The sequence below is a fragment of the Streptomyces monashensis genome, from assembly GCF_001866665.1.
Taxonomy (GTDB): domain Bacteria; phylum Actinomycetota; class Actinomycetes; order Streptomycetales; family Streptomycetaceae; genus Streptomyces; species Streptomyces monashensis.
Window position 1 is genome coordinate 1 of sequence record NZ_MLYO01000066.1, and the last position, 25,860, is coordinate 25,860.

General features: G+C 67.0%; 38 protein-coding genes and 1 pseudogene. 4 read left to right on the top strand and 35 right to left on the bottom strand.

From position 1 onward, the window contains the following. From BIV23_RS34985 to rpsJ, 29 genes and pseudogenes are all read right to left on the bottom strand, one after another. Positions 1-193: pseudogene (locus tag BIV23_RS34985) on the bottom strand (DNA-directed RNA polymerase subunit alpha); the annotation flags it as partial. 128 nt (positions 194-321) lie between these two features. Then, positions 322-726: a 30S ribosomal protein S11 gene (rpsK, locus tag BIV23_RS34990; protein WP_003956432.1), complete on the bottom strand. Its 405-nt coding sequence runs from the start codon at positions 724-726 to the stop codon at positions 322-324. Between the two features lie 66 nt (positions 727-792). Further along, positions 793-1,173, bottom strand: a complete 381-nt coding sequence (gene rpsM / locus BIV23_RS34995) for a 30S ribosomal protein S13 (protein WP_020135802.1) — start codon at positions 1,171-1,173, stop codon at positions 793-795. Between the two features lie 192 nt (positions 1,174-1,365). Then, a complete protein-coding gene (gene rpmJ / locus BIV23_RS35000) occupies positions 1,366-1,479 on the bottom strand; it encodes a 50S ribosomal protein L36 (protein WP_003998809.1) in 114 nt (37 codons plus the stop codon). A 58-nt stretch (positions 1,480-1,537) separates the two neighbouring features. Further along, positions 1,538-1,759 carry a translation initiation factor IF-1 gene (gene infA / locus BIV23_RS35005; RefSeq protein ID WP_003948620.1) on the bottom strand — a complete coding sequence of 74 codons (222 nt, stop codon included), beginning with the start codon at positions 1,757-1,759 and terminating at the stop codon, positions 1,538-1,540. Positions 1,760-2,063: 304 nt separating this feature from the next. Next, entirely contained in the window at positions 2,064-2,900 is an 837-nt protein-coding gene (map, locus tag BIV23_RS35010) for a type I methionyl aminopeptidase (protein WP_071385016.1), read from the bottom strand. Positions 2,901-3,004: 104 nt separating this feature from the next. Next, on the bottom strand, positions 3,005-3,667 hold the full coding sequence (locus tag BIV23_RS35015) for an adenylate kinase (protein WP_071385017.1): 663 nt from the start codon (positions 3,665-3,667) through the stop codon (positions 3,005-3,007). After that, a complete protein-coding gene (secY, locus tag BIV23_RS35020; protein WP_071385018.1) occupies positions 3,667-4,980 on the bottom strand; it encodes a preprotein translocase subunit SecY in 1,314 nt (437 codons plus the stop codon). The genes BIV23_RS35015 and secY overlap by 1 nt, the downstream gene beginning before the upstream one ends. A gap of 244 nt (positions 4,981-5,224) precedes the next feature. Further along, positions 5,225-5,680 (bottom strand): 50S ribosomal protein L15, encoded by a 456-nt coding sequence (rplO, locus tag BIV23_RS35025; protein WP_023547373.1) that lies wholly within the window; start codon positions 5,678-5,680, stop codon positions 5,225-5,227. Between the two features lie 2 nt (positions 5,681-5,682). Next, on the bottom strand, positions 5,683-5,865 hold the full coding sequence (rpmD, locus tag BIV23_RS35030) for a 50S ribosomal protein L30 (RefSeq protein ID WP_003974250.1): 183 nt from the start codon (positions 5,863-5,865) through the stop codon (positions 5,683-5,685). Continuing rightward, positions 5,865-6,470 carry a 30S ribosomal protein S5 gene (rpsE, locus tag BIV23_RS35035; protein WP_015658456.1) on the bottom strand — a complete coding sequence of 202 codons (606 nt, stop codon included), beginning with the start codon at positions 6,468-6,470 and terminating at the stop codon, positions 5,865-5,867. The genes rpmD and rpsE overlap by 1 nt, the downstream gene beginning before the upstream one ends. A 39-nt stretch (positions 6,471-6,509) precedes the next feature. After that, positions 6,510-6,893 (bottom strand): 50S ribosomal protein L18, encoded by a 384-nt coding sequence (gene rplR, locus BIV23_RS35040; RefSeq protein ID WP_071373345.1) that lies wholly within the window; start codon positions 6,891-6,893, stop codon positions 6,510-6,512. Positions 6,894-6,896: 3 nt separating this feature from the next. Further along, positions 6,897-7,436 carry a 50S ribosomal protein L6 gene (gene rplF / locus BIV23_RS35045; protein ID WP_067299853.1) on the bottom strand — a complete coding sequence of 180 codons (540 nt, stop codon included), beginning with the start codon at positions 7,434-7,436 and terminating at the stop codon, positions 6,897-6,899. Between the two features lie 24 nt (positions 7,437-7,460). Next, entirely contained in the window at positions 7,461-7,859 is a 399-nt protein-coding gene (rpsH, locus tag BIV23_RS35050; RefSeq protein ID WP_007384075.1) for a 30S ribosomal protein S8, read from the bottom strand. 212 nt (positions 7,860-8,071) lie between these two features. After that, on the bottom strand, positions 8,072-8,257 hold the full coding sequence (locus tag BIV23_RS35055; RefSeq protein ID WP_003948630.1) for a type Z 30S ribosomal protein S14: 186 nt from the start codon (positions 8,255-8,257) through the stop codon (positions 8,072-8,074). 5 nt (positions 8,258-8,262) lie between these two features. Beyond that, entirely contained in the window at positions 8,263-8,820 is a 558-nt protein-coding gene (gene rplE / locus BIV23_RS35060; RefSeq protein WP_015658460.1) for a 50S ribosomal protein L5, read from the bottom strand. Continuing rightward, positions 8,820-9,143 (bottom strand): 50S ribosomal protein L24, encoded by a 324-nt coding sequence (gene rplX / locus BIV23_RS35065; RefSeq protein ID WP_030930498.1) that lies wholly within the window; start codon positions 9,141-9,143, stop codon positions 8,820-8,822. The genes rplE and rplX overlap by 1 nt, the downstream gene beginning before the upstream one ends. Positions 9,144-9,145: 2 nt before the next feature. After that, positions 9,146-9,514, bottom strand: a complete 369-nt coding sequence (gene rplN, locus BIV23_RS35070; RefSeq protein ID WP_003998823.1) for a 50S ribosomal protein L14 — start codon at positions 9,512-9,514, stop codon at positions 9,146-9,148. Positions 9,515-9,614: 100 nt separating this feature from the next. After that, positions 9,615-9,899 carry a 30S ribosomal protein S17 gene (gene rpsQ / locus BIV23_RS35075; RefSeq protein ID WP_018543912.1) on the bottom strand — a complete coding sequence of 95 codons (285 nt, stop codon included), beginning with the start codon at positions 9,897-9,899 and terminating at the stop codon, positions 9,615-9,617. After that, a complete protein-coding gene (rpmC, locus tag BIV23_RS35080; RefSeq protein ID WP_055632347.1) occupies positions 9,899-10,123 on the bottom strand; it encodes a 50S ribosomal protein L29 in 225 nt (74 codons plus the stop codon). The genes rpsQ and rpmC overlap by 1 nt, the downstream gene beginning before the upstream one ends. Further along, positions 10,123-10,542 (bottom strand): 50S ribosomal protein L16, encoded by a 420-nt coding sequence (rplP, locus tag BIV23_RS35085; protein WP_030788270.1) that lies wholly within the window; start codon positions 10,540-10,542, stop codon positions 10,123-10,125. The genes rpmC and rplP overlap by 1 nt, the downstream gene beginning before the upstream one ends. 5 nt (positions 10,543-10,547) lie before the next feature. Then, positions 10,548-11,369, bottom strand: a complete 822-nt coding sequence (rpsC, locus tag BIV23_RS35090) for a 30S ribosomal protein S3 (RefSeq protein WP_003998826.1) — start codon at positions 11,367-11,369, stop codon at positions 10,548-10,550. Beyond that, entirely contained in the window at positions 11,369-11,716 is a 348-nt protein-coding gene (gene rplV, locus BIV23_RS35095; protein ID WP_003974262.1) for a 50S ribosomal protein L22, read from the bottom strand. The genes rpsC and rplV overlap by 1 nt, the downstream gene beginning before the upstream one ends. Positions 11,717-11,760: 44 nt before the next feature. Further along, positions 11,761-12,042 (bottom strand): 30S ribosomal protein S19, encoded by a 282-nt coding sequence (rpsS, locus tag BIV23_RS35100; RefSeq protein WP_023547380.1) that lies wholly within the window; start codon positions 12,040-12,042, stop codon positions 11,761-11,763. 12 nt (positions 12,043-12,054) lie between these two features. Further along, a complete protein-coding gene (gene rplB / locus BIV23_RS35105) occupies positions 12,055-12,891 on the bottom strand; it encodes a 50S ribosomal protein L2 (RefSeq protein WP_020941674.1) in 837 nt (278 codons plus the stop codon). A 40-nt stretch (positions 12,892-12,931) separates the two neighbouring features. After that, the gene (gene rplW, locus BIV23_RS35110) at positions 12,932-13,351 is read right to left on the bottom strand and encodes a 50S ribosomal protein L23 (protein ID WP_071373347.1); all 420 of its coding nucleotides are present in this window, start codon (positions 13,349-13,351) and stop codon (positions 12,932-12,934) included. Beyond that, positions 13,351-14,007, bottom strand: coding sequence for a 50S ribosomal protein L4 (gene rplD / locus BIV23_RS35115; RefSeq protein WP_071385019.1), 657 nt, complete (start codon positions 14,005-14,007; stop codon positions 13,351-13,353). Before rplD ends, rplW begins: the two co-directional genes overlap by 1 nt. Positions 14,008-14,015: 8 nt before the next feature. Next, entirely contained in the window at positions 14,016-14,660 is a 645-nt protein-coding gene (gene rplC, locus BIV23_RS35120; protein WP_062706771.1) for a 50S ribosomal protein L3, read from the bottom strand. A 16-nt stretch (positions 14,661-14,676) separates the two neighbouring features. Continuing rightward, the gene (rpsJ, locus tag BIV23_RS35125) at positions 14,677-14,985 is read right to left on the bottom strand and encodes a 30S ribosomal protein S10 (RefSeq protein ID WP_003948644.1); all 309 of its coding nucleotides are present in this window, start codon (positions 14,983-14,985) and stop codon (positions 14,677-14,679) included. Positions 14,986-15,494: 509 nt separating this feature from the next. On the opposite strand from rpsJ, the gene BIV23_RS35130 reads away from it, so the two are divergent. Continuing rightward, complete coding sequence (locus BIV23_RS35130) at positions 15,495-16,724, top strand: MFS transporter (RefSeq protein ID WP_079173610.1); 1,230 nt, start codon at positions 15,495-15,497, stop codon at positions 16,722-16,724. A 12-nt stretch (positions 16,725-16,736) separates the two neighbouring features. Here the strand turns inward: BIV23_RS35130 and BIV23_RS35135 are convergent, their stop codons facing one another. From BIV23_RS35135 to BIV23_RS35150, 4 genes are all read right to left on the bottom strand, one after another. Continuing rightward, positions 16,737-17,963, bottom strand: a complete 1,227-nt coding sequence (locus tag BIV23_RS35135) for a hypothetical protein (RefSeq protein WP_071385020.1) — start codon at positions 17,961-17,963, stop codon at positions 16,737-16,739. A gap of 123 nt (positions 17,964-18,086) precedes the next feature. Then, complete coding sequence (locus BIV23_RS35140) at positions 18,087-18,380, bottom strand: hypothetical protein (protein WP_143079173.1); 294 nt, start codon at positions 18,378-18,380, stop codon at positions 18,087-18,089. A gap of 111 nt (positions 18,381-18,491) precedes the next feature. After that, a complete protein-coding gene (locus tag BIV23_RS35145) occupies positions 18,492-18,689 on the bottom strand; it encodes a DUF397 domain-containing protein (RefSeq protein WP_071385022.1) in 198 nt (65 codons plus the stop codon). Beyond that, on the bottom strand, positions 18,686-19,543 hold the full coding sequence (locus BIV23_RS35150; protein ID WP_071385023.1) for a helix-turn-helix domain-containing protein: 858 nt from the start codon (positions 19,541-19,543) through the stop codon (positions 18,686-18,688). Before BIV23_RS35150 ends, BIV23_RS35145 begins: the two co-directional genes overlap by 4 nt. 137 nt (positions 19,544-19,680) lie before the next feature. Between BIV23_RS35150 and BIV23_RS35155 the strand changes: the two genes are divergently transcribed. The 3 genes from BIV23_RS35155 to BIV23_RS35165 all read left to right on the top strand — a co-directional run bounded on the left by BIV23_RS35155 (position 19,681) and on the right by BIV23_RS35165 (position 22,200). Continuing rightward, on the top strand, positions 19,681-20,109 hold the full coding sequence (locus BIV23_RS35155; RefSeq protein ID WP_245790803.1) for an ATP-binding protein: 429 nt from the start codon (positions 19,681-19,683) through the stop codon (positions 20,107-20,109). 248 nt (positions 20,110-20,357) lie between these two features. Then, entirely contained in the window at positions 20,358-21,257 is a 900-nt protein-coding gene (locus BIV23_RS35160; RefSeq protein WP_071385025.1) for a helix-turn-helix domain-containing protein, read from the top strand. A 34-nt stretch (positions 21,258-21,291) separates the two neighbouring features. Then, positions 21,292-22,200, top strand: coding sequence for an RpnC/YadD family protein (locus BIV23_RS35165; protein ID WP_071385026.1), 909 nt, complete (start codon positions 21,292-21,294; stop codon positions 22,198-22,200). Positions 22,201-22,349: 149 nt separating this feature from the next. Here BIV23_RS35165 and tuf read toward each other — a convergent pair whose 3' ends face one another. Together tuf and fusA are read right to left on the bottom strand one after the other, a co-directional pair. Next, complete coding sequence (tuf, locus tag BIV23_RS35170; protein WP_071385027.1) at positions 22,350-23,543, bottom strand: elongation factor Tu; 1,194 nt, start codon at positions 23,541-23,543, stop codon at positions 22,350-22,352. 154 nt (positions 23,544-23,697) lie between these two features. Next, positions 23,698-25,824 carry an elongation factor G gene (gene fusA, locus BIV23_RS35175; protein ID WP_071373358.1) on the bottom strand — a complete coding sequence of 709 codons (2,127 nt, stop codon included), beginning with the start codon at positions 25,822-25,824 and terminating at the stop codon, positions 23,698-23,700. Positions 25,825-25,860 lie beyond the last annotated feature (36 nt).

Consider the following 25,860-nt stretch of genomic DNA (forward strand, 5'->3'; position numbering starts at 1 on the left):
TGGTGAACTCGTGCAGGACACCGTCGATGCGGATGCTGGTGACAGCAGCGCCGGGGATCGACGACAGGAGCGTGCGGCGCAGGGAGTTGCCGAGGGTGTAGCCGAAGCCCGGCTCCAGCGGCTCGATCACGAACCGGGAGCGGAACTCGTCGACGACCTCTTCGGTCAACGAGGGACGCTGAGCGATCAGCATGGATGAATCCTTCAGTCAGGGGCGCCCGCTATTTGACGCCCGACTCTGTACTGCAAGGGTACGGGCGGTACGGCTTCCTCACAGAGGCCGTACCGCCCGGAACCCCGAAACCGGCGGAGCGCGGTGCGTCAGACGCGGCGGCGCTTCGGCGGGCGGCAGCCGTTGTGCGGGGTCGGGGTGACGTCCTGGATGGAGCCGACCTCGAGGCCCGTGGCCTGCAGGGAGCGGATCGCGGTCTCACGACCGGAACCCGGGCCCTTCACGAACACGTCGACCTTGCGCATGCCGTGCTCCTGGGCGCGGCGGGCAGCCGACTCGGCGGCCATCTGCGCGGCGAACGGCGTGGACTTCCGGGAGCCCTTGAAGCCGACGTGGCCGGCGGAGGCCCAGGAGATCACGTTGCCGGACGGGTCCGTGATCGAGACGATCGTGTTGTTGAACGTGCTCTTGATGTGCGCGTGGCCGTGAGCGACGTTCTTCTTTTCCTTGCGGCGCACCTTCTTGGCAGCGCCCTGACGACCCTTGGGGGGCATCTATAACTCCTACGGGAGGTGGTCGGTCCTACAGCGAAGACCGCTGGACGGCGAGTCCGCTGCGGACTACTTCTTGCCCGGCTTCTTCTTACCGGCGATGGCGCGACGCGGGCCCTTGCGGGTGCGGGCGTTGGTGCTGGTGCGCTGACCGCGGACGGGCAGACCGCGACGGTGACGGAGACCCTGGTAGCAGCCGATCTCGACCTTGCGGCGGATGTCGGCCTGGATCTCGCGACGGAGGTCACCCTCGGTCTTGATGTTGTTGTCGACGTACTCACGAATCGCGACGAGCTGCTCTTCGCTCAGGTCACGAACGCGGGTGTTCGGGTCGATACCGGTCTCGGCCAGCGTCTGCTGCGAGAGCGTCCGGCCGATGCCGAACACGTAGGTGAGGGCGACCTCCACGCGCTTTTCGCGCGGGATGTCAACACCGGAAACGCGTGCCATTCAATGGCTCCTGGTGATCTTTCGGAGGTCTTCCACAGAACCGGCTCCCGGCCGCCGTACCAGGTACGAACCGGGTCCTCGGCCTCCGAACCGAGGGTGTCGAGCCGAACGGCTCGGATTCTGCGTATGAACAAATTCAGCTCGCGTCGCGCGAATCTCTGCGATAGAGGTGCAGAGGGAGATGGTCGTGCGTCAGCCCTGGCGCTGCTTGTGGCGCGGGTTCTCGCAGATGACCATGACCCGACCGTGACGGCGGATCACCCTGCACTTGTCGCAGATCTTCTTGACGCTCGGCTTGACCTTCATGGTGAGGTTCTCCGGGTCAGTGCCATCACCCCGAGGAGATCCGGGGTGCGGGCAAGATCTACTTGTAGCGGTAGACGATCCGGCCACGCGTCAGGTCGTACGGAGACAGCTCCACCACGACCCGGTCGTCAGGGAGGATGCGGATGTAGTGCATACGCATCTTGCCGCTGATGTGTGCCAGGACCTGGTGGCCGTTCTGGAGCTCGACCTTGAACATGGCGTTCGGCAGAGACTCGACGACAGTGCCCTCGATCTCGATGGCACCTTGCTTCTTGGCCACGCTTCGCCCTTCGAATCGACTACCTTGATCGACCCTCTTACACGCATGCGGACATACGGGTACACGAGAGCCGACGAGTCAGTCTACGTCGGCGCACCCTGAAAGGCGAATCGAGGAAGTCTGCCCCACTCGGGAGATCACTAAGCGAGCGGATCGGGAGCGGCCTGAATGCCGTACTCCGCCGGCTTCGCCCTGCCGCCGACCCATCCTTGACGCCGCTCTCGCGGGCTCGGCGCCGGGGGCGCCTCACAAGCTTCGAGCAGCTGCGCCGGCCTCCGACCGGCGGTCGTGGCCGGATCGGTCGTCAGGCGAGCGGATCCGGTGCCGCCGTGATCCCGTACTCCGCCAGCTTCGCCTTGCCGCCGTCGGGGGCTGTCAGGACCAGTGGGCCCTCTGCCGTCAGAGCCACCGAGTGCTCCCAGTGGGACGACCAGGTGCCGTCCGTCGTGATGACCGTCCAGTCGTCCGACAGGACCTCCGTGCGCGGGGTGCCGAGGGAGACCATCGGCTCGATCGCGAGGCAGAAGCCGGGGACCAGCTTGGGGCCCTTGCCGCGGCGGCGGTCGACGTAGTTCAGCAGATGCGGGTCCATGTGCATCTCGGTGCCGATGCCGTGGCCGCCGTAGTCCTCGATGATCCCGTACTTGCCGCCGCCGGGCTTCGGCTGGCGGCGGATGTACGTCTCGATCGCCCTGGAGACGTCGACCAGGCGGTTGCCCTGCTTCATCGCCGCGATGCCGGCCCACATGGACTCTTCCGTCACCCGGGACAGCTCGATGAGCTCCGGAGCGTGACCGGAGCCCACGAAGGCCGTGTAGGCCGCGTCGCCGTGCCAGCCGTCGATGATCGCGCCGCAGTCGATGGAGATGATGTCGCCGGACTTGAGGACGACGTCGTCGGAGGGGATGCCGTGCACGACGACGTCGTTCACGGAGGTGCAGACGGTCGCGGGGAAGCCGCCGTAGCCGAGGAAGTTCGACTTCGCGCCGTGCTCGGCGAGGACCTTGCGGGCGACCTCGTCCAGGTCCTTGGTGGAGGCGCCGGGCACCGCGGCCTCGCGGGTGGCCGCGTGGATGGCGGCGACGACCAGGCCCGCCGCACGCATCTTGGCGATCTGCTCGGGCGTCTTGATCTGCACCATGGGGGCCTGCGCTCTCCGTCACTCACATCGGCTGGGATATCTGTACAACACTACGGCCGCGGCGCCCCGGAAGGGCACCGCGGCCGGAAGGCCGGGCCTTGGGACTACTGCTCGGCCTTCTCGCGCCTGAGAGCCTCCAGCGCCCGCTTGGTGATCTCGTCCACCGGGCCCAGGGAGGAGATCGTCACGACCAGACCCTGCGCCTTGTAGTAGTCGATGATCGGCTCGGTCTGCGTGTGGTAGACCTCCAGCCGCGTGCGGACGGTGTCCTCGCTGTCGTCGTCGCGCTGGTACAGCTCACCGCCGCAGACGTCGCACACGCCCTGCTTCTTCGGCGGGCTGTACGTCACGTGGAAGACGTGGGAGGAGTCGTTGCGGCAGATGCGGCGGCCGGCGATGCGCTTGACGACCTCGTCCTCCGGGACCTCCAGGTCCAGGACGGCGTCGAGCTTGAAGTCCTCGGTCTCCAGCAGCCCGTCCAGCGCCTCGGCCTGGTCCACGTTCCGCGGGAAGCCGTCGAGCAGGAAGCCGCCCTCGGCGTCCTTCTGCTCCATGCGGTCCTTGGCCATGTCGATGGTCACGGAGTCCGGCACCAGCTCGCCGCGGTCCATGTACGACTTCGCGAGCTTGCCCAGTTCCGTCTGCTGGCTGATGTTGGCCCGGAACAGGTCGCCCGTGGAGATGTGCGGAATCTTCAGCTCTGCGGCAAGGCGGACGGCTTGCGTTCCCTTACCGGCACCCGGCGGCCCGACGAGGACGATACGCATCAGCGGAGGAACCCTTCGTAATTGCGCTGCTGGAGCTGGCTCTCGATCTGCTTCACCGTCTCGAGACCGACACCCACGATGATCAGGATGCTGGTTCCACCGAAGGGGAAGTTCTGGCTTGCCCCGAAGCCCACCAACGCCATTGTCGGTACGAGAGCGATCAGACCCAGATACAGCGAACCCGGCCAGGTGATCCGGTTGAGCACGTAGCTGAGGTACTCAGCGGTCGGTCGGCCAGCCCGGATGCCCGGGATGAAGCCACCATACTTCTTCATGTTGTCGGCGACTTCCTCGGGGTTGAAGGAGATCGCCACGTAGAAGAACGCGAAGAACACGATGAGCAAGAAGTACAGAGTGATGTAAATCGGGTGGTCGCCCTTGGTCAGGTTCTGCTGGATCCACGACTTCCAGCCCGAGTTGCCCCCCGCGAACTGCGCCACGAGCGCCGGGATGTAGAGCAGCGAGGAGGCGAAGATGACGGGAATCACACCCGCCTGGTTCACCTTGAGCGGGATGTACGTGGACGTACCACCGTAGGAACGACGGCCGATCATGCGCTTCGCGTACTGCACGGGGATGCGGCGCTGGGCCTGCTCGACGAAGACGACGAGCCCGACCATCACCAGGCCCACCAGGATCACGGTGCCGAACTCGATCCAGCCGCCGGCCAGCGTGCCCTGCTTCTTGATGGCCCACAGGGCGGACGGGAAGGTCGCGGCGATCGAGATGAACATCAGGATCGACATGCCGTTGCCGATGCCGCGGTCGGTGATCAGCTCGCCCAGCCACATCACGACACACGTGCCGGCGGTCATGCAGACCACCATCGTGATCGTCGTGAAGATCGCCTGGTCCGGGACGATGCTCGACGCGACCGAGCAGCCGTTGAAGAGCGCGCCGCTGCGGGCGGTGGCCACGAGGCCGGTGCCCTGCAGGATGGCGAGCGCCACGGTCAGGTACCGGGTGTACTGCGTGATCTTCGCCGTGCCGGCCTGGCCCTCCTTCTTCAGGGCCTCCAGGCGCGGGATGACCACGGTCAGCAGCTGAAGGATGATGCTGGCCGTGATGTACGGCATGATGCCGAGCGCGAAGACCGTGATCTGGAGCAGCGCGCCGCCACTGAACATGTTCACGAGGCCGAACAGGCCCTGGTTGGCCCCCGCCTCGCTCACACACTGCTGGACGGCCTTGTAGTTGACGCCGGGGATCGGGATGTGGGTACCGACGCGGTAGACCACGATGATGGCCAGCGTGAAGAGCAGCTTCTTGCGCAGGTCGGGCGTCTTGAACGCCCGGGCGAACGCGGTGAGCACGGTGCCTCCTGCGACCCCCGCGCAACTGCGTCAAGGGTGACGGTCTTGAGGTTCGACGGATACAGACGAATTACTAACGGTCAACTGCCGCTCAGGGTGCCCCATGGGGAGCGCCCAATGAAAGTGGGCAGTGCTGGCCACCTTACCGGCGAGAGCACTTCCCTTGGAACGACCGACCGGGGATACCCCATATGTGGGGTATCCCCGGTCGGGATCGTTCATGTCATCGAGGGACCTGAGGAACTCAGACCAGCTCGGTGACCGTACCGCCGGCGGCGGTGATCTTCTCCTTGGCGGAGCCGGAGACGGCGTCGACCGTCACCTGCAGCGCCACGGAGATCTCGCCCTGGCCGAGGACCTTGACGAGGCTGTTCTTGCGAACGGCACCCTTGGCCACCAGACCCTCGACCGTGACCTCGCCACCCTCGGGGTAGAGCGCGGCCAGCTTGTCGAGGTTCACGACCTGGAACTCGGTCTTGAACGGGTTCTTGAAGCCCTTCAGCTTCGGGAGGCGCATGTGGAGCGGCATCTGGCCACCCTCGAAGCGCTCCGGAACCTGGTAACGGGCCTTCGTGCCCTTGGTACCACGACCGGCCGTCTTACCCTTCGACGCCTCACCACGACCGACACGGGTCTTGGCGGTCTTGGCGCCCGGGGCGGGACGGAGGTTGTGGATCTTCAGCGGGTTCTGCTCCGCCATGATCAGTCGACCTCCTCGACCGTCACGAGGTGGCGGACGGTGTGCACCATGCCGCGGAACTCGGGGCGGTCCTCCTTGACGACCTGCGTGTTGATGCCCTTGAGACCAAGGGACCGCAGGGTGTCGCGGTGGTTCTGCTTGCTGCCGATGTACGACTTAACCTGCGTGATCTTGAGCTGTGCCATTACGCACCAGCCCCGGCACGCGCACGGAGAAGAGCCGCGGGGGCGACGTCCTCGAGCGGCAGACCGCGGCGGGCCGCGACCTCCTCGGGACGCTGCAGGCCCTTGAGGGCCTCCACGGTCGCGTGCACGATGTTGATCGCGTTGTCGGAGCCGAGCGACTTCGACAGGATGTCGTGGATACCGGCGCACTCGAGCACGGCACGCACCGGACCACCGGCGATAACACCGGTACCCGGGGACGCGGGCTTGAGCAGCACGACGCCGGCAGCCTTCTCACCCTGGATCGGGTGCGGGATGGTGCCCTGGATACGGGGGACCTTGAAGAAGTGCTTCTTGGCCTCCTCAACGCCCTTGGCGATGGCGGCCGGCACCTCCTTGGCCTTGCCGTAACCGACACCCACGGTGCCGTCACCGTCGCCCACCACGACCAGCGCGGTGAAGCTGAAGCGACGACCACCCTTCACAACCTTGGCGACGCGGTTGATCGCGACGACGCGCTCGACGTACGCGGTCTTCTCGGCGGCAGCAGCGCCGCCGTCACGGCCCTTCCGGTCCCGCCGCTCGCCGCCACCGGCACCGCCACCGCGGCGCTGGGGTCCAGCCATTGGAATTACCTCTCTCTGTTTCCGCTAGCTACGGCAGGCTCAGAACTTGAGCCCGGCTTCGCGGGCGGCGTCCGCCAGGGCGGCGATGCGCCCGGCGTACTGGTTGCCACCACGGTCGAACACGACAGCCTCGACACCGGCGGCCTTGGCACGCTCGGCGACCAGGGCGCCGACCTGCTTGGCCTGCGCGGACTTGTCGCCCTCGCCACCACGGATCGACGTGTCCAGCGTGGACGCCGAAGCCAGGGTGTGGCCCTTGAGGTCGTCGATCACCTGCGCCACGATGTGGCGGTTGGAGCGGGTCACGACCAGACGGGGACGCTCCGCCGTACCGGAAAGGTTCTTGCGAATCCGGATGTGACGGCGCTTGATCGCGGCGCGCTTGTAGGCGTCGCCCTTGAGGATCTTCTGCCCGTATGCCATGGCTTACTTACCCGCCTTTCCGACCTTGCGGCGGATGACTTCGCCCTCGTACTTGACGCCCTTGGCCTTGTACGGGTCGGGCTTGCGCAGCTTGCGGATGTTGGCCGCAACCTCGCCGACCTTCTGCTTGTCGATGCCCTCGACCTGGAAGCGGGTCGGGGTCTCCACCTTGAAGGTGATTCCCTCGGGCGCCTCGACGACGATCGGGTGGCTGTAGCCGAGCGCGAACTCGAGGTTCGAGCCCTTGGCCGTGACGCGGTAACCGACACCGCTGATCTCGAGCTTCTTCACGTAACCCTGGGTCACGCCGGTGATCATGTTCGCCACCAGCGTGCGGGACAGGCCGTGCAGGGCCTTGTTCTGACGCTCGTCGTTCGGACGGGTGACGTTCAGAACGCCGTCCTCACCCTTGACGATGTCGATCGGCGCGACGACGGTGTGGGTCAGCGTGCCCTTGGGGCCCTTGACCGAGACCGTACGGCCGTCGATGGTGACGTCCACGCCGGCGGGAACCGTGATGGGGAGCTTGCCAATACGCGACATAGCTGTTTCCTCCGTTCCCTTCCGCTACCAGACGTAGGCGAGGACTTCCCCACCCACGCCCTTCTTGCCGGCCTGCTTGTCGGTGAGGAGCCCGTGCGACGTGGAGATGATCGCCACGCCGAGGCCGCCGAGCACCTTCGGCAGGTTGGTGGACTTCGCGTACACCCGGAGACCGGGCTTGGAGATCCGCTTGATGCCCGCGATGGAGCGCTCACGGTTCGGGCCGAACTTCAGCTCGAGAACGAGGTTCTTGCCGACCTCGGCGTCCTCGACCTTCCAGCCCGTGATGAAGCCCTCCTGCTGGAGGATCTCCGCGATGTGCGACTTGATCTTCGATGCCGGCATCGTCACGGAGTCGTGGTATGCCGAGTTCGCGTTCCGCAGACGCGTAAGCATGTCTGCGATCGGATCAGTCATGGTCATGAATTGGCCTTCGGCCTCTCTCGCCGGGGTTTCCTGGTGCGCCATCCCTCTCCCCGATCCGAGACGGGACGGGTGCGGCGCGGTGGACCTACGGCGTAGTAAGTCGTACGGGCGCGGCAGACGCCCAACCCCACAAGCCTACGGCATGCGGAGAAGGGCCCCTGCCGACCCAGATGCTTACCGAGAGCTTCAGGAATCCCCTGTTACAGGGATTACCAGGAGCTCTTGGTCACGCCCGGCAGCTCGCCACGGTGAGCCATCTCACGGAGGCACACGCGGCACAGGCCGAACTTGCGGTACACGGAGTGCGGGCGGCCACAACGCTGGCAGCGGGTGTAGCCACGCACGCCGAACTTGGGCTTGCGAGCAGCCTTAGCGATCAGAGCCTTCTTCGCCATCTCGCTCACGCCTCCTTGAACGGGAAGCCGAGGTGACGAAGGAGCGCACGGCCCTCAGCGTCGTTGGTCGCCGTGGTCACCACGGTGATGTCCATACCCCGGGTGCGGTCGATCTTGTCCTGGTCGATCTCGTGGAACATGACCTGCTCCGTGAGACCGAAGGTGTAGTTGCCACGGCCGTCGAACTGCTTGGGGGACAGGCCGCGGAAGTCGCGGATGCGCGGCAGCGCGAGCGACAGGGTGCGGTCCAGGAACTCCCACATGCGGTCGCCACGGAGCGTGACGTGGGCACCGATCGGCTGGCCCTCGCGCAGCTTGAACTGCGCGATGGACTTGCGGGCCTTGGTGACGGCCGGCTTCTGACCGGTGATGGTGGTCAGGTCGCGGATCGCGCCCTCGATCAGCTTCGAGTCACGGGCGGCGTCGCCGACACCCATGTTGACCACGATCTTGACGAGGCCGGGAACCTGCATGACGTTCTCGTACTTGAACTCGTCACGCAGCTTGCCCGCGATCTCCTCGCGGTACTTCGTCTTCAGACGCGGAGTGGTGGTGGTAGCCATCAGATGTCCTCACCCGTCCGCTTGGCAACGCGGATCTTGTTGCCTTCGTCGTCGAAGCGGTAGCCGACACGCGTGACGACCTTGTTGCCGTCCTTCTCAACGACCAGCTGGACGTTGGAGACGTGGATCGGCGCCTCGGTCGTGACGATGCCGCCGGCCTGCGAACCGCTGGCGGTCGGACCGGCCTTGGTGTGCTTCTTGACCCGGTTGACACCCTCGACCAGGACGCGCTCCTCGCGCGGGTAAGCGGCAATGACCTTGCCCTGCTTGCCCTTGTCCTTGCCGGTGATGACCTGGACCAGGTCGCCCTTCTTGATCTTCATGCTTACAGCACCTCCGGCGCGAGCGAGATGATCTTCATGAACTTCTTCTCGCGCAGCTCACGGCCGACCGGGCCGAAGATACGGGTGCCGCGAGGGTCGCCGTCGTTCTTCAGAATGACGGCGGCGTTCTCGTCGAAGCGGATGTACGAGCCGTCCGGACGGCGGCGCTCCTTGACGGTGCGAACGATGACCGCCTTGACGACGTCACCCTTCTTCACGTTGCCACCGGGGATCGCGTCCTTGACGGTGGCGACGATGACGTCACCGATGCCCGCGTAGCGGCGACCGGAGCCACCGAGCACACGGATGCAAAGGATTTCCTTCGCACCAGTGTTGTCGGCGACGCGCAGTCGCGACTCCTGCTGGATCACGTCTATCTCCTGTTTGTCTGCCGGTTCCCCGGGAGCCGCTCAGCGGAGCGGCTCCCGGAGCCTGGCGGAACTGTCCTGCGAGGGATGCCCCGCAGGAGACTTACTTGGCCTTCTCGAGGATCTCGACGACGCGCCAGCGCTTCGTCGCGGACAGCGGCCGGGTCTCCATGAGGAGGACGCGGTCGCCGACACCCGCGGCGTTCTGCTCGTCGTGCGCCTTGAGCTTGTTCGTACGGCGGATGACCTTGCCGTACAGCGCGTGCTTGACGCGGTCCTCGACGGCGACGACGACGGTCTTGTCCATCTTGTCGCTGACGACGAGACCCTCACGGGTCTTGCGGAAGCCGCGGGCCTCTGCGTTCTCAGTCACGTTCTTCTCGCTCATCAGGCGTTCTCCACCGTTTCGATGCCCAGCTCACGCTCGCGCATCAGGGTGTAGATCCGCGCGATGTCCTTGCGGACCGCCTTCAGACGGCCGTGGTTCTCGAGCTGACCGGTCGCCGCCTGGAAGCGGAGGTTGAACAGCTCTTCCTTGGCCTCGCGGAGCTTGCCCAGAAGCTCCTCGTTGCCCAGCTCGCGCAGCTCGGACGCCTTGGTACCGACCGACATCACGCTTCACCTGCCTCGCGCTTGACGATCCGGCACTTCATCGGCAGCTTGTGGGCCGCACGAGTGAGAGCCTCACGCGCAATCTTCTCGTTCGGGTAGGACAGCTCGAACATGACCCGTCCCGGGTGCACGTTCGCGATCCACCACTCCGGCGAACCCTTACCGGAACCCATGCGGGTCTCGGCCGGCTTCTTCGTGAGCGGGCGGTCCGGGTAGATGTTGATCCAGACCTTGCCGCCACGCTTGATGTGGCGGGTCATCGCGATACGGGCCGCCTCGATCTGGCGGTTGGTCACGTACGCCGGCGTGAGGGCCTGGATGCCGTACTCGCCGAACGCGACCGTCGTACCGCCCTTGGCCTCACCGCGACGCTTCGGGTGATGCTGCTTGCGGTGCTTGACCCTACGGGGGATCAGCATGTCGGTCAGGCCTCCGTTCCGGTGCTCTCAGCCGGAGCGGACGCGGGAGCCTCGGCCTTGGGGGCCTCGGCGCCGGCAGCCTGCTGCGGCTTGCGACCGCGCCGCTCGCCACCACGGCCACCACGGGCCGGGCGGTCGGCACCACCACGGGCCGGGCGGTTACCCGCACGGGCCGCAGCGTTCTCGGCGCGGACCTCGGCGATGTTCTTGACGTCGCCCTTGTAGATCCAGACCTTCACACCGATACGGCCGAAGGTCGTCTTGGCCTCGAAGAAGCCGTAGTCCACGTTCGCGCGGAGCGTGTGCAGGGGCACGCGGCCCTCGCGGTAGAACTCCGAGCGGGACATCTCGGCGCCGCCGAGGCGGCCACCGCACTGGATCTTGATGCCCTTGGCGCCGGCCTTCATCGCCGACTGCATGCTCTTGCGCATGGCACGGCGGAAGGAGACGCGGGAGGAGAGCTGCTCGGCGACGGCCTGAGCAACCAGCTGAGCGTCCGTCTCGGGGTTCTTGACCTCGAGGATGTTCAGCTGGACCTGCTTGCCCGTGAGCTTCTCGAGGTCGCCGCGGATGCGGTCGGCCTCGGCGCCACGGCGGCCGATGACGATGCCCGGACGAGCGGTGTGGATGTCCACCCGCACGCGGTCACGGGTGCGCTCGATCTCAACCTTCGAGATGCCGGCGCGCTCCATGCCGGACGTCATCATCCGACGGATGGCGACGTCTTCCTTGACGTAGTCCTTGTACAGCTTGTCGGCGTACCAACGCGACTTGAAGTCGGTCGTGACACCGAGCCGGAACCCATGCGGGTTAACCTTCTGGCCCATTACCGGGTTCCTTCCTTGCTGCTGACGACCACGGTGATGTGGCTGGTCCGCTTGCGGATCCGGTAGGCACGGCCCTGGGCGCGCGGCCGGAACCGCTTCAGGGTCGGACCCTCGTCGACGTACGCCTCGGAGATGAAGAGGCTGTCGGCGTCGGTGTGGTCGTAGTTGTGCGCGGCGTTGGCGATGGCGCTGTCGAGCACCTTGCCGACCGGCACGGAGGCTGCCTGCGGAGCGAATCGCAGAACAGCCTGAGCCTCCGTGGCATCCATGCCACGGATAAGGTCCACCACGCGGCGGGCCTTCATGGGCGTAACGCGGATGTACCGCGCCTGGGCCCTGGCTTCCATGGTTGTCCCTCTCAGTTACTTACGTGTCTGAATGCGATCCGCTACTAGCGGCGCTTCGACTTCCGGTCTTCCTTGACGTGACCCCGGAAGGTGCGCGTCGGCGAGAACTCGCCGAGCTTGTGGCCGACCATCGACTCGGTGACGAACACCGGGATGTGGGTCTTGCCGTTGTGCACCGCGAGCGTGTGGCCGAGCATGGCCGGGACGATCATGGAGCGACGGGACCAGGTCTTGATGACGTTCTTGGTGCCGGCTTCGTTCTGGGCGTCCACCTTCTTGATCAGGTGGTCGTCGACGAAGGGCCCCTTCTTCAGGCTACGAGGCATCTCAACCCGTCCTTAGCGCTTCTTGTTCGTCTTGCGGCGGCGGACGATGTACTTGTTCGACGCCTTCTTGGGCGAACGAGTACGGCCTTCCTTCTTGCCCCACGGGGACACGGGGTGGCGACCACCGGAGGTCCGGCCCTCACCACCACCGTGCGGGTGGTCGACCGGGTTCATGACGACACCACGGACGGTCGGGCGAACGCCCAGCCACCGCTTACGGCCGGCCTTGCCCCAGTTGATGTTGGACTGCTCGGCGTTGCCGACCTCGCCGATGGTGGCGCGGCAGCGGACGTCGACCAGACGGATCTCACCGGACGGCATGCGCAGGTGGGCGTAGGCGCCCTCCTTCGCGAGCAGCTGCACGGAGGCACCGGCGGAGCGGGCGAACTTGGCACCGCCACCGGGACGGAGCTCGATCGCGTGGATCGTGGTACCGACCGGGATGTTGCGGAGGGCCAGGTTGTTGCCCGGCTTGATGTCGGCCCCGGGACCGTTCTCGACGCGGTCACCCTGCTGCAGGTTGCGCGGGGCGAGGATGTAGCGCTTCTCGCCGTCGGCGTAGTGCAGCAGCGCGATGCGCGCGGTGCGGTTGGGGTCGTACTCGATGTGCGCGACCTTCGCCGGCACGCCGTCCTTGTCGTGACGACGGAAGTCGATCACTCGGTAGGCGCGCTTGTGTCCGCCACCCTGGTGGCGAACGGTCACACGACCGGCGTTGTTACGGCCGCCCTTGCTGTGCAGGGGGCGGACCAGCGACTTCTCCGGCGTGGACCGCGTGACCTCGACGAAGTCGGCGACGCTGGCGCCACGACGGCCCGGCGTAGTCGGCTTGTACTTGCGGATTCCCATTTCTCAGTCCTCGTCCGATATCGGACGATCCGGACCGCCCTCAGGCGGTCGGACCGCCGAAGATGTCGATACGGTCGCCCTCGGCGAGGGTCACGATCGCGCGCTTGCTGCCGGCACGCTGACCGAAACCGGTCTTCGTGCGCTTGCGCTTGCCCTGGCGGTTGATCGTGTTGACCCCGGTGACCTTGACCGAGAAGACCGCCTGGACGGCCTGCTTGATCTGGGTCTTGTTGGCGTTCGGGTCGACGATGAACGTGTACTTGTTCTCGTCGAGGAGCGCGTAGCTCTTCTCGGAGACGACCGGCTTGAGCAGCACGTCACGGGGGTCCGTGTACGACTTGCTCAGCGGGGTCTCGACGGTGTTCTTGCCCTCGGTGGCGTGGCGCTTCGCCTTGGCGACGCGCGCGGCCTTGGCGGCCTTGGCCGCCTTCGAGGCGATGCTCGGGTGACGGGTAGCCATCAGACCTCGGTCCCTTCGGTGTCGTTGGCCTTCGGGCCGGCGACGAAGGACTCGAAAGCGGCCTGGGTGAAGACCACGTCGTCCGAGACGAGAACGTCGTACGTGTTCAGCTGGCCCGGCTCCAGGATGTGGACCTGGGGCAGGTTGCGGGCGGACAGCCACGCGGCCTCGTCGGCGCGGTCGACGACCAGGAGCAGGTTCTTCCGCTCCGAGATCTTGCCGAACAGCGACCTGGCGGCCTTGGTGCTGGGGTTCTCGCCCTCGACCACGCCGGAGACGACGTGGATGCGGTTGTGACGCGCCCGGTCGGTGAGGGCGTGGCGCAGGGCCGCGGCCTTCATCTTCTTCGGGGTGCGCTGCGAGTAGTCACGCGGCACGGGACCGTGCACGACGCCACCACCGGCGAACTGCGGCGCGCGGGTCGAGCCCTGACGGGCGCGGCCGGTGCCCTTCTGGCGGTACGGCTTCTTGCCGCCACCACGGACTTCGCCACGGGTCTTGGTCTTGTGCGTGCCCTGACGGGCAGCGGCCAGCTGCGCGACGACGACCTGGTGGATCAGCGGGATGCTGATCTTCTCCACGTCGAAGATCTCCGCGGGGAGCTCGACGGAACCGGCCTTCTCGCCCGCCGGCGAAAGGATGTCAACAGTGCTCATCGGTTACCTCAGGCCCCCTTGGCCGCGGTGCGGACCAGGACGAGGCCGCCGTTCGGACCGGGAACCGCGCCCTTGATGAGCAGCAGACCCTTCTCCGCGTCAACGGCGTGGACGGTCAGGTTCTGGGTGGTGACCCGCTCGTTGCCCATGCGACCCGCCATGCGGAGGCCCTTGAACACGCGGCCCGGGGTGGCGCAGCCACCGATGGAACCGGGAGAGCGGTGCTTGCGCTGGGTGCCGTGACCGGCGCCGAGGCCCTTGAAGTTGTGACGCTTCATGACACCGGCGAAGCCCTTGCCCTTGCTCTTGCCGGTGACGTCGACCTTCACGCCGGCCTCGAAGACCTCGGCGGTGACTTCCTGGCCGAGGGTGTACTCGGAGGCGTCCGCCGTACGGATCTCGACAAGGTGGCGACGGGGGGTGACGTCGGCCTTCGCGAAGTGACCCTTGAGGGGCTTGTTCACCTTGCGCGGGTCGATCTCGCCGAAGGCGATCTGGACCGACTCGTAGCCGTCGACGTCGTTCGTACGAACCTGGGTCACGACGTTGGGGCCGGCCTTGACGACGGTGACCGGAACAACACGGTTGTTCTCGTCCCACACCTGCGTCATGCCGAGCTTCTCGCCCAGGATGCCCTTGATCTGCTTAGCCATTCTCAGCCCACCAGCCTCAGAGCTTGATCTCGATGTCGACACCGGCCGGGAGGTCGAGTCGCATCAGAGAGTCAACGGTCTTGGGGGTCGGGTCGAGAATGTCGATCAGGCGCTTGTGCGTGCGCATCTCGAAGTGCTCGCGCGAGTCCTTGTACTTGTGCGGCGACTTGATGACGCAGTACACGTTCTTCTCAGTGGGCAGCGGCACCGGGCCCGCGACCGACGCACCAGTGCGGGTCACCGTCTCGACGATCTTCTTCGCCGAGGAGTCGATGACCTCGTGGTCGTAGGCCTTGAGCCGGATGCGGATCTTCTGTCCCGCCATGGCTACTCAGTAGTCCTGTCTCTTCTTACGCTCTGGAACCCGGCGGATTCCTTCTGCTGCCTGCTCGCCTCCGACCCACGCGGTCGGGCGTGTCGCGCTCTCGCTGACACGGATGTCCCTTGTTCGAACATCCCTGCAGGGAATGCGACGGCCCTTCCGGAACCGCGGACCGGGAGCCTCAGGCCCACCGGGTGCCTGGTCGGTGCCGCACCGCACTTCCCGGAAGATTCCCGTACGTCCGCCCCAGCGCTGCCCGCAGGCAGTTAGGGCGACGAGTACTGTGGGACTCGCTTCCGGTCCTCCCGGCGGGAGGCGCGCAGCATCAACACTCGACCGAGCAACTCGGACAGTCTGCCATACGGGGCGGGGGCTCCGCCAATCGAGCCGGAGAGAATACCCCGAAGGTGACGGAGGTCAAACGCAGGGCGCATCCCGGCCCGGATTGGACCTCTCCCAGCGAGCAGTATTGGATCTTGGGGCGGGTCCATTTGCCGCCTAGCGTCCCTGTCATGACCGTTCCCGCCCCGACCGAGAAGACAGACTCCGCCCGGTCAGCCGAGCCCCGCGCCGCGACCTCTGCCCCGCCGCACCCCCGTCTGATCGCCCTGCTCGCTGCGGCCTGTGGTCTGATCGCCGCCTGCCTCTACTACTGCCAGCCCTTGCTCCCCCGGATCGCGGCCTCGTACCGCGCCTCGCCCTCCTCCGCGGGGACGCTGGTGACCGCCACCCAGGCCGGTTACACCCTGGGCCTGCTGCTGATCGTGCCGCTCGGCGACATCGTGGCGCGCCGGCGCCTGATCGGGTTCCTGCTCGGCGCGGCCTGTGCCGGAATGCTGCTGTCGGGGGCGGCCCCCGCACTGTGGGTACTGCTGGTCGGCGGCCTGGCCGTGGGCGCCGGGGCGGTCGTCGTGCAGATCCTCATCCCGTACGCCGCCTCCGTCGTACCCGCCGAGCAGCGCGGCCGGGCGATGGGCACCCTGCTCACCGGCGTTCTGCTCGGCATCCTGTTCTCCCGTACGGCGGCCGGGCTGGTCGGCGGGGCGTTCGGCTGGCGCGCCGTCTTCCTGGCGGCGGCCGGGACGCTGGCGGCCGTGGCCCTGCTCCTCGTACGGCTCCTGCCGCCGTCCCCGCCGGACGTGTCCATCGGCTACGGCACCCAGCTCGCCGCCACGCTGCGGCTGGCGGCGACGGAACCGGTACTGCGGCGGCGCTCACTGATCGGGGCCTGCTGTTTCGCCGCGTTCAGCGTCTTCTGGGCGACCTCGGCGTTCCTGCTGGCCGGCCCGCACTACGGCTGGGATTCGTCCGCGATCGGACTGTTCTCGCTGGTGGGCGCGACGGGCGCGATCGTGGCCAAGGCAACGGGACGGCTCGCCGACCAGGGCGGGCAGCAGGCGGCCACCGGTGTGCTGCTGGCCCTGGGGGTGGCCTCGTTCGCGGCACTGTGGCCGGGCGGCCGCAGCCTGGCCTGGCTGGTGGCCGGGGTGCTGGTCATGGACGCCGTGGTCCACGGCGTCCATCTGCTGAACATGAACGTCGTCTACGGCCTTCCGGACCACCCCCGCGCCCGGATCGCGTCCGTCTACATGACGTCGTACTACATCGGCGGCGCGGCCGGCTCGGCGATCGGCGTCACCGCGTACCGGTTCGGCGGGTGGGGAGCCGTGCCGGCGCCGGGGGCCGCGCTGCTGGCGGTGGCGCTGCTGGTGTGGGCCCTCGGCTTCCGGCGGCGTACGTGACGAAGACGTGCGTCAGGTGCGGGTGACCGTGCCGCAGCCCTTGTGCTGGTCGTCCGCCAGGGTCTTGCTGCGGTCGTAGGGGTCTGCGCTCGGGCCCGTGGCGGGGGCGCCCGTGGGACCGGAGTCCGGGAAGACGGGGTGGTAGTAGCCGTCGTGGACGCCGCACTCGCTGTTGTAGTACTCGCTGTCCCACGACCGGATCCCGAGCTTGCCCTCGGTCGTGATCCACTTGTGCGGGTCGAGCAGAACCATGGTCAGGTCGCGGCGGATGATCGTCCGTGCCACGACATCGCCGTCGCCCTTGCCGCCGGCCCGGACCAGCGGGTAGACGAAGGTGTAGTCGGCGTGCACCCGCACCTCGCCCGCGTCACCGGCGGAGAACGTCATACGGCCGCGCACCTTGACCACGTCACCGGCGAGGGCCACCTGCGCCGGGTCGAAGCGGGTCACCAGTTGCAGGGGGTCGTGGTCGCGGTCCGGGGTGCGCAGCGAGCGCCGCAGGTCGGGCAGTGTGTGGGGCTGCCGCGGGTCGAGCAGGGCCAGCGCCGCGTCGGGCTGGCCGCCACGCAGCACGGCCGGGGCCAGGTTGGTGTCGACCAGGAACTCCTTGGTGCGGCGCAGCGCGAGGGCCACGTCCTCCTGGCTGATCCCGGCCACGGCCTTCGCCTGCGGCACGTCGATGGCGTCCGCCCCGTCGGCCCACCGCTGGGCGGGCGAGCCGAGGAACGGGTCCTTGCGGGTGGGCGGTCCGGCCTGGTCGACCGCGTCCGGGGCGCCGGTCGGCGGCGCCGTCTCGGCGGGCAGCGTCGAGGCCGAGGTCCGGGAGCCGTGGTCGTGGCCGGGCAGCCGGTCCAGCAGCAGCGACGGCCGTACGGCCACGACGGCCAGCGCCGCTGCCAGCACCACACCGATCACCGAGCCCACGGTGCGGCGCCGGCTGCTCCGCCCGTTCATCTCCCGCCAGGCCGGACCGGTGCGCCATCCCGGCGGCAGCGACGGCTTCGGCTTCGGCTGCGATGCCCGCTTCCGCCAGCGCCGCCGACCGCTGCCCTCGGCAGCCTGTTCCCGCTCCGCCTCGTCCTGCTCCCGCAGCCGACGGGCCACCATCCGCGCCCGCGCGGACGGCTCCTTCGGTGCGTTCCTGCCACCGTCCTCCGCGGCTTCCCGCAGGAACGCCTCCCACTGCTCGTCGGGTATGGAGGACTCATCGGGGTGTTCAGGGGGCTGGACGGCGGTCACGGGTTCGCTTTCGGTCGAGCAAGGTCACTGGCGGGGGCAGTGTTCTTCGCCGATGCGGGCATTGCACAGAGGGTCTGTCAGATCTTGTGAAAGCCGTGATCGAACCGGTACCGCTTGACGGCTTCAGGAGGCCATACGGCCGGCGAAGAAGACGTACGCAAGCACCAGGACGCACGGCGCGAGGGTCGCCGTCAGTCTGCGACGTGCCATGTTCTTCACCTTCCACGGCATGCACCAGCCGGCCAGCATCAACAATGCGGAAATCACCAAGCCGGTCAGGAAGACCGGCATGGCGACGTCGTAACTGGTGTCGAACCGGTGTGCCTCAGATTCGGTGCAGCTGTCGCACGCCATGGGCGCAAACGCGGTAGCGACGAGGAGGAAGAGGGCCAAGGGAACTGTGACCAGTGTGGACACCAGAGGCGGGATCCACTCGCCCCGCACCTGGTCGTTCCGCGATTCTCCAAGCATGGCTCTACTCAACTCGGCTGCGGCCAGCCGCACATGAGCGCGCGTACTCAGATGAACTCAGATGAGGGGGCTCCCGGATGCGTAGGGCAGGAAAGCCGACCAGGACTCCGGCGCGAGGGTGAGGCGGGGGCCGGTGGGGTTCTTGGAGTCGCGGATGTGGATGGTGGGGACCTCTACGGCTACCTCGACGCAGTCATTGCCGTTGCTGCTGTCGCTGTAGCTGCTCTTGAACCAGTGGAGTTCCGGGGTGCTCATAGTTCTCCCAGTGCCTGCTCGATGAAGACCAGAGACTCCTCTGGCGTGAGCGCCTGAGCCCGGATGATGCCATAGCGCAGGTCGAGGACCCGGAGCTGCCTGGGGTGCGAGACCGGGCGGCCCGCGAAGTCACCGTCGGTTCGGCCCGTTCCCGTACCGTCCGCGAACTTCAGCACCTGGATCCGGCCTGACGTCCCGGGGTGGTTCGCACGGGCGGTCGGCATCACCTGAAGCTCCACGGAAGGCAACCGGGCCACCTCCAGCATGTGTTCGAGCTGTCGGCGCAACACCATTGTGTCCCCGACCGGACGGCGCAGCGTCACCTCTTCCTGAACGAAGCTGAACTCCGGTGCGGGCGACCGCTCGAAGACGGACTTTCGAGCCATGCGCCCGGCCACCATGCGCTCCAGCTCGTCCGCCGAGTAAGCCGGCCGCCAGGTACGAAGCAGCGCTCGCGCGTACTCCTCCGTCTGCAACAGGCCATGGATGTTGTGGTTGCTGTACAGCAGCATCTCCACCGACCTCCCCTCCAGCTCCGCCAGCTCCCGCACCTTCTTCGGATACCGGGCCTTCCTCATGTCCTCCATGAACGCCCTCAGATGCCCCTGCGCCTTCAGGATCTGGTCCGCTCTGTCCAGGGCCTCCGGCCGAGGAATCCGCGCTCCGCGCTCGATCTTGCGGATCATGTCCTCGCCGTACCTGAGAGCCTCCGCCAGTTCGGCCACACTCACCCCGGCCGCCTCCCGGCACACCTTGAGCAGGCGCCCCACCGCCTGCACCACCGGCTCGATCTCGTCCCCCGGCTCGACGTCCCAACCGGCCTCGTCCACACCGTCGTTCACCACGTCACCCATGCCTCCTCCTCCGACGCGCACTCGTACCCGTACAACGCCTGAGACAGCCGAGACAGCCGAGACAAAGCGGGGACAGTCACCGTACGTAAGGGCGTTGACACTCACCCATGGAAGCAAGTCCGGCCACTCTGAGTGACGTGATCCAAGAATCCGTCATCCCCAACTTCACGGTGCTCCTGTCCCCCACCCCGCGCGGCGCCCGCCTGGCCCGACTGCTTGCCGTACGACAACTCCGTGACTGGCAGCTCCCGTTGGACGCCCCGGAGCACATCGTGGCCGAGCTGGCCGCCAACGCCGTGACCCACGGCAAGGTACCCGGACGGGACTTCCGGCTCACGCTCTACGTCGTCGGCGCCACGCTCCGCATCGAGGTGACCGACACGCGCGGTGACCGCCTGCCCGGCGCCCAGCCCCTCACGGCCGACGCGGAATCCGGGCGCGGACTGCACCTCGTCGACGCACTCGCCGACCGCTGGGGAGTGGCCGAGGGCCCCACCCCGCGCAAGACCGTCTGGGCGGAACTGGACGTCCGCGAGACCGCATCGCGGCCCGTCCCGCTCCGGTGACCCGCAATCCGGCCCGACGCGTGATCAAAGCTCTTCCATGACCGGGGACAAATACCGAACCGACCAACCCCAGCCACCTCCCCACCGCGTCCATCGCCCGGAAGAGTGACATTGCCCAACTCAGTTGGATTTCCGCCCAGTTCGCTGGCATATGCTCGCTGCGATCACACCGCAGACATGCGACGGCCCCCGGCCGGGACTGGCATCCCGATCGAGGGCCTGACCACCGAGGAAGGTCACAACTTCCCGTGGATAACCACAACCTTAGCGCGCCCACGTGCGCCCAGCCGCTGAATCCGCGCGGCATCACTCACATCAACGCCAGGCACACGACCCGCTACACGGTCGTCGGCAACCACCTCACCCAGCACCGCGACCTGTCCCTCACGGCGATCGGCCTGGCCTGCCACATCCAGTCGCTGCCCTCCGGTACCCGCGTCGACATCAAGACCCTCGCCGCCCGTTTCCCCGAGGGCGAGACCCGTATCGCCGCCGCCCTGCGCGAACTTGAGGCACACGGCTACCTGGCCCGCACCCGCCAACGCCTCCCCAGCGGCCGGATCGTCACGCACACGGTGTCGTACAACCAGCCCGTGGCCGCCGCCGAGCCGAAGCCGCCGACCACTCCACGACAGCCCAGGCAAGCCACTTCCCCGTCTCAGCCAACGGCTCCAGCACCCGAGCCGGAACCAGAACGCGAAGAAGCCGAGCCCGCGCCCACACCCAAGGCCCCACTCCCCGAACCCTGGACCCCCGACCTCGAAAGCCACCGCACCGCGACCATCCTCCTCGCCACCCTCCACCATCACGACCGCCGCCTCGTCCTCTCCGAACGCGACGTCCGCCGTCTCGCCCCAGCCGTGGCCGCCTGGCTCGAACGCGGCCTGTCCCCCGATGCCGTACACCACGCCCTGGTCTCGAACCTCCCGCCGAGGCCGCGCTACCCCGCAAACCTCATCGCGTACCGCCTCACCGAGTTCCTGCCACCCCAGGCACCGCCCCCAGCGCCGCCAGTCGACGAGACCGCCCTTCCCCGGCTACGGCTCCACAGCTGCGAGGGCTGCGAACACGCGATCCGTACCCCCGCGCCCGGCGCCTACTGCCACGACTGCCGCGAGGCAGGCGCGGGCACCGCCACGGCGGCCTGAGTCCCACACGAAGAAAGGAGCCACTGACACGACCATGGTCAGTTCCACCCACGAGGCGATGCACCGGATCTTCCAACAGGATCCCGGCCTCTTCGCACGCGCCGCACGCGTGATCGGTGCGCCGTTCGCCGACACCGTGACCAGCACGCCGTTGTCGACCGATCTCACCGAGAACCACCCGCTGGAACGGCGCATCGACACCTTGTTACGGATCAACGCGACCCGATCGGATGAATACCTCCTGGCCGTGGAGGCCCAAGGAAAGAAGGACCCGGACAAACCCGCGAACTGGAACTACTACCTCGCCTACCTCTATGCGAAGTACCGGATCCCGCCCGTTCTCGTCGTCGTGTGCCACGACCGGTCCACGGCCGCATGGGCCGCCCAACAGGTGGACATCGGGCCGTCGGCATGGCCCTCCGTCACCCTGAGGCCCCTGGTGCTGGGCCCTGACAACGTCCCGGTCGTCACCACACCGGAAAAGGTGGCCGACGATCTTCCGATGACGGTTCTCTCCGCCGTCCTGCACCGCAGGGATCCGGAGATCAAGGCCATACTGGAGGCGATGGCCCCCGTACTTCGGGACCTACAGAAGCACGACGAAGAAACCGCGGAAATCTTCATCGAACTGACCCAGCAAGGCCTGGACAGGAGCCCGGCCGCAGACCTCTGGAGGAGCCTCGTGGCTGTCGACACCTCGTTCTTCACGTCCTCCCTCGCCGAGGAACTACGCGACGAAGGCCGAGCACAAGGGCTGGCCAAGGGCATGGCCGAGGGCAAGGCGGAGGCCATACTGCGACTCCTTGAGCGCCGGGGCATCCAGGTCCCCGACGACGTGCGCGCATACGTGCTGACGCGCGACGACCTCAACCTCTTGGACACCTGGTTCGACCGCGCCATCACCGCCACGTCGGCTTCGGAAGTCTTCGCCGGGACCGAGTGACAGCGGCCGACCAGCAGTCCGGCGCAAAGGCCGGTGGCCAGGTCGGCTACACCCACGGGCTCTCCCCTGGACAACAGAAGAGGCCCGTACGACCGGAGTCGTACGGGCCTCTTCGCTGGGTCAGTCAGTGACCTTCAAGCAAGCGGTACTTACTTGACGATCTTGGTGACCTGGCCGGCGCCCACGGTGCGGCCACCCTCACGGATGGCGAACTTCAGGCCCTCTTCCATGGCGACGGGCTGGATGAGCTCCACCTTCATCTCGGTGTTGTCACCCGGCATGACCATCTCGGTGCCCTCGGGGAGGGTCACCACGCCGGTCACGTCCGTCGTACGGAAGTAGAACTGCGGACGGTAGTTGTTGAAGAACGGCGTGTGGCGGCCACCCTCGTCCTTGGACAGGATGTAGGCCTGCGCCTCGAACTCGGTGTGCGGGGTGACCGAGCCCGGCTTGATGATGACCTGGCCGCGCTCGACGTCCTCGCGCTTGATGCCGCGGAGCAGCAGACCGACGTTCTCACCGGCCTGGCCCTCGTCGAGCAGCTTGCGGAACATCTCGATACCGGTGACCGTGGTGGTGGTCTTCTCGGTCTTGATGCCGATGATGTCGACGGTCTCGTTGACCTTCAGGACACCACGCTCGATACGGCCGGTGACGACCGTACCGCGACCGGTGATCGTGAAGACGTCCTCGATGGGCATGAGGAACGGCTTGTCGACGTCACGCTCCGGCTCCGGGATGGCGGAGTCGACGGCGTCCATGAGGTCCAGGACGGACTGGCCCCACGTCGCGTCGCCCTCGAGCGCCTTGAGCGCCGAGACCTTGACGACCGGGACGTCGTCGCCCGGGAACTCGTACTCGGAGAGGAGCTCACGGACCTCGAGCTCGACGAGCTCCAGGATCTCCTCGTCGTCCACCATGTCGGCCTTGTTCAGGGCGACGACGATGTACGGAACGCCGACCTGGCGGGCCAGGAGCACGTGCTCCTTGGTCTGCGGCATCGGGCCGTCGGTGGCGGCGACCACGAGGATGGCGCCGTCCATCTGCGCGGCACCGGTGATCATGTTCTTGATGTAGTCCGCGTGACCCGGGCAGTCGACGTGGGCGTAGTGACGCGCCTCGGTCTGGTACTCGACGTGCGCGATGGAGATGGTGATACCGCGCTGGCGCTCCTCAGGAGCCTTGTCGATCTGGTCGAAGGCCGAGGCCTCGTTCAGGTCCGGGTACTTGTCGTGCAGCACCTTGGTAATGGCGGCCGTGAGGGTCGTCTTACCGTGGTCGATGTGACCGATGGTGCCGATGTTGACGTGGGGCTTAGTCCGCTCGAACTTCGCCTTCGCCACGGGGTCCTCCTGTGGAGTGGTTCTGAACGCCTTGCTTCATCGGCGCCAGGTGATCTTTGCTGGAAAGCCCGGGGCCGGGGGCATTCCCCCACGAATGCGGGTGAATGCCCCTGGCGGCTCCGGAGTCAAGCCTAAGGCGTGTGAACGCGGAGCGTTACTCGCCCTTGGCCTTCGCGATGATCTCCTCGGCGACGTTCCGCGGAACCTCGGCGTAGGAGTCGAACTGCATCGAGTAGCTTGCGCGACCCGACGTCTTGCTGCGGAGGTCGCCGACGTAGCCGAACATCTCCGACAGGGGCACGAGGCCCTTCACGACGCGAGCGCCGGCACGCTCCTCCATGGCCTGGATCTGGCCACGGCGGGAGTTGATGTCGCCGATGACCTCACCCATGTAGTCCTCGGGCGTGGTGACCTCGACGGCCATCATCGGCTCGAGCAGCACGGGGCTGGCCTTGCGCGCGGCCTCCTTGAAGGCCTGCGAACCGGCGATCTTGAAGGCGAGCTCGGAGGAGTCGACCTCGTGGTAGGCACCGTCGTGCAGGATCACGCGGACACCGGTCATCTCGTAACCGGCGAGGATGCCGAACTGCATGGCCTCCTGCGCACCGGCGTCCACCGAAGGGATGTACTCCTTCGGGATACGGCCACCGGTCACCTTGTTCACGAACTCGTACGAGGTGTCGCCACCCTCGAGCGGCTCGATGCCGATCTGCACCTTCGCGAACTGACCGGTACCACCGGTCTGCTTCTTGTGGGTGAAGTCGACGCGCTCGACGGCCTTGCGGATCGTCTCGCGGTAGGCCACCTGCGGCTTGCCGACGTTGGCCTCGACCTTGAACTCACGGCGCATACGGTCGACCAGCACCTCGAGGTGCAGCTCGCCCATACCACCGATGATGGTCTGGCCGGTCTCCTCGTCCGAGTGGACCTGGAAGGACGGGTCCTCCTCGGCCAGGCGCTGGATCGCGACGCCCAGCTTCTCCTGGTCGCCCTTCGACTTGGGCTCGATGGCGACCTGGATGACCGGCGCCGGGAAGTCCATGGACTCCAGGATGACCGGGTTCTTGTCGTCGGACAGCGTCTCACCGGTGGTGGTCTGCTTCAGGCCCATGACGGCGACGATGTCACCGGCGCCCACCGACTCGATCTCCTCACGCTTGTTGGCGTGCATGCGGTAGATCTTGCCGATGCGCTCCTTCTTGCCCTTGACGGAGTTCAGCACCGAAGAGCCGGACTCCAGGCGGCCCGAGTACACCCGGACGAAGGTGAGCTTGCCGAGGTGCGGGTCGCTCATGATCTTGAACGCCAGCGCCGAGAGGGGCTCCTCGTCGGACGGCTTGCGCTTGACGACGACCTCGGGGTCCTTGACGTCGTGGCCCTCGATGGCCTCGATGTCGACCGGGGACGGCAGGTAGCGCACGACCGCGTCGAGCAGGGGCTGGACGCCCTTGTTCTTGAACGCGGTGCCGCAGAACACCGGGGTGATCGTCTTACCGTCGGACTTGCCGGACGCGATGGTGATACGACGGATCGCGGCGTACAGCTGCTCCTCGGAAGGCTCCTCGCCCTCCAGGTACAGCTCCATGATCTCTTCGTCGTTCTCGGCGACGGCCTCGACCAGCTTGCCGCGCCACTCCTCGGCGGCCTCGGTGTGCGTGGCCGGGATGTCGACGACGTCGTACATCTCGCCCTTGGTGGCCTCGGCGGACCAGACCAGGGCCTTCATGCGGACGAGGTCCACGACACCCTGGAAGTCGGCCTCGGCACCGATCGGGAGCTGCATGACGATCGGCTGCGCGCCCAGGCGGTCGACGATCATGTCGACACAGCGGTGGAACTCCGCGCCCGTGCGGTCGAGCTTGTTGACGAAGCAGATACGCGGAACGCCGTATCGGTCCGCCTGACGCCACACCGTCTCGGACTGGGGCTCGACGCCGGCGACGCCGTCGAACACCGTCACGGCACCGTCGAGCACACGCAGGGAGCGCTCCACCTCGACGGTGAAGTCGACGTGACCCGGGGTGTCGATGATGTTGATGGTGTGGTCGACGTCTTCCAGCGGCCAGTGGCAGGTGGTGGCAGCAGACGTGATCGTGATGCCACGCTCCTGCTCCTGCTCCATCCAGTCCATGGTGGCAGCGCCGTCGTGGACCTCACCGATCTTGTACGACACACCGGTGTAGAACAGGATCCGCTCGGTGGTGGTCGTCTTGCCCGCGTCGATGTGGGCCATGATCCCGATGTTGCGGACCTTGGCCAGGTCAAGTGAAGTGGTAGCCATAAGGCTTCAGTCTTCTCTCGGTCTCGATGTGGGTAG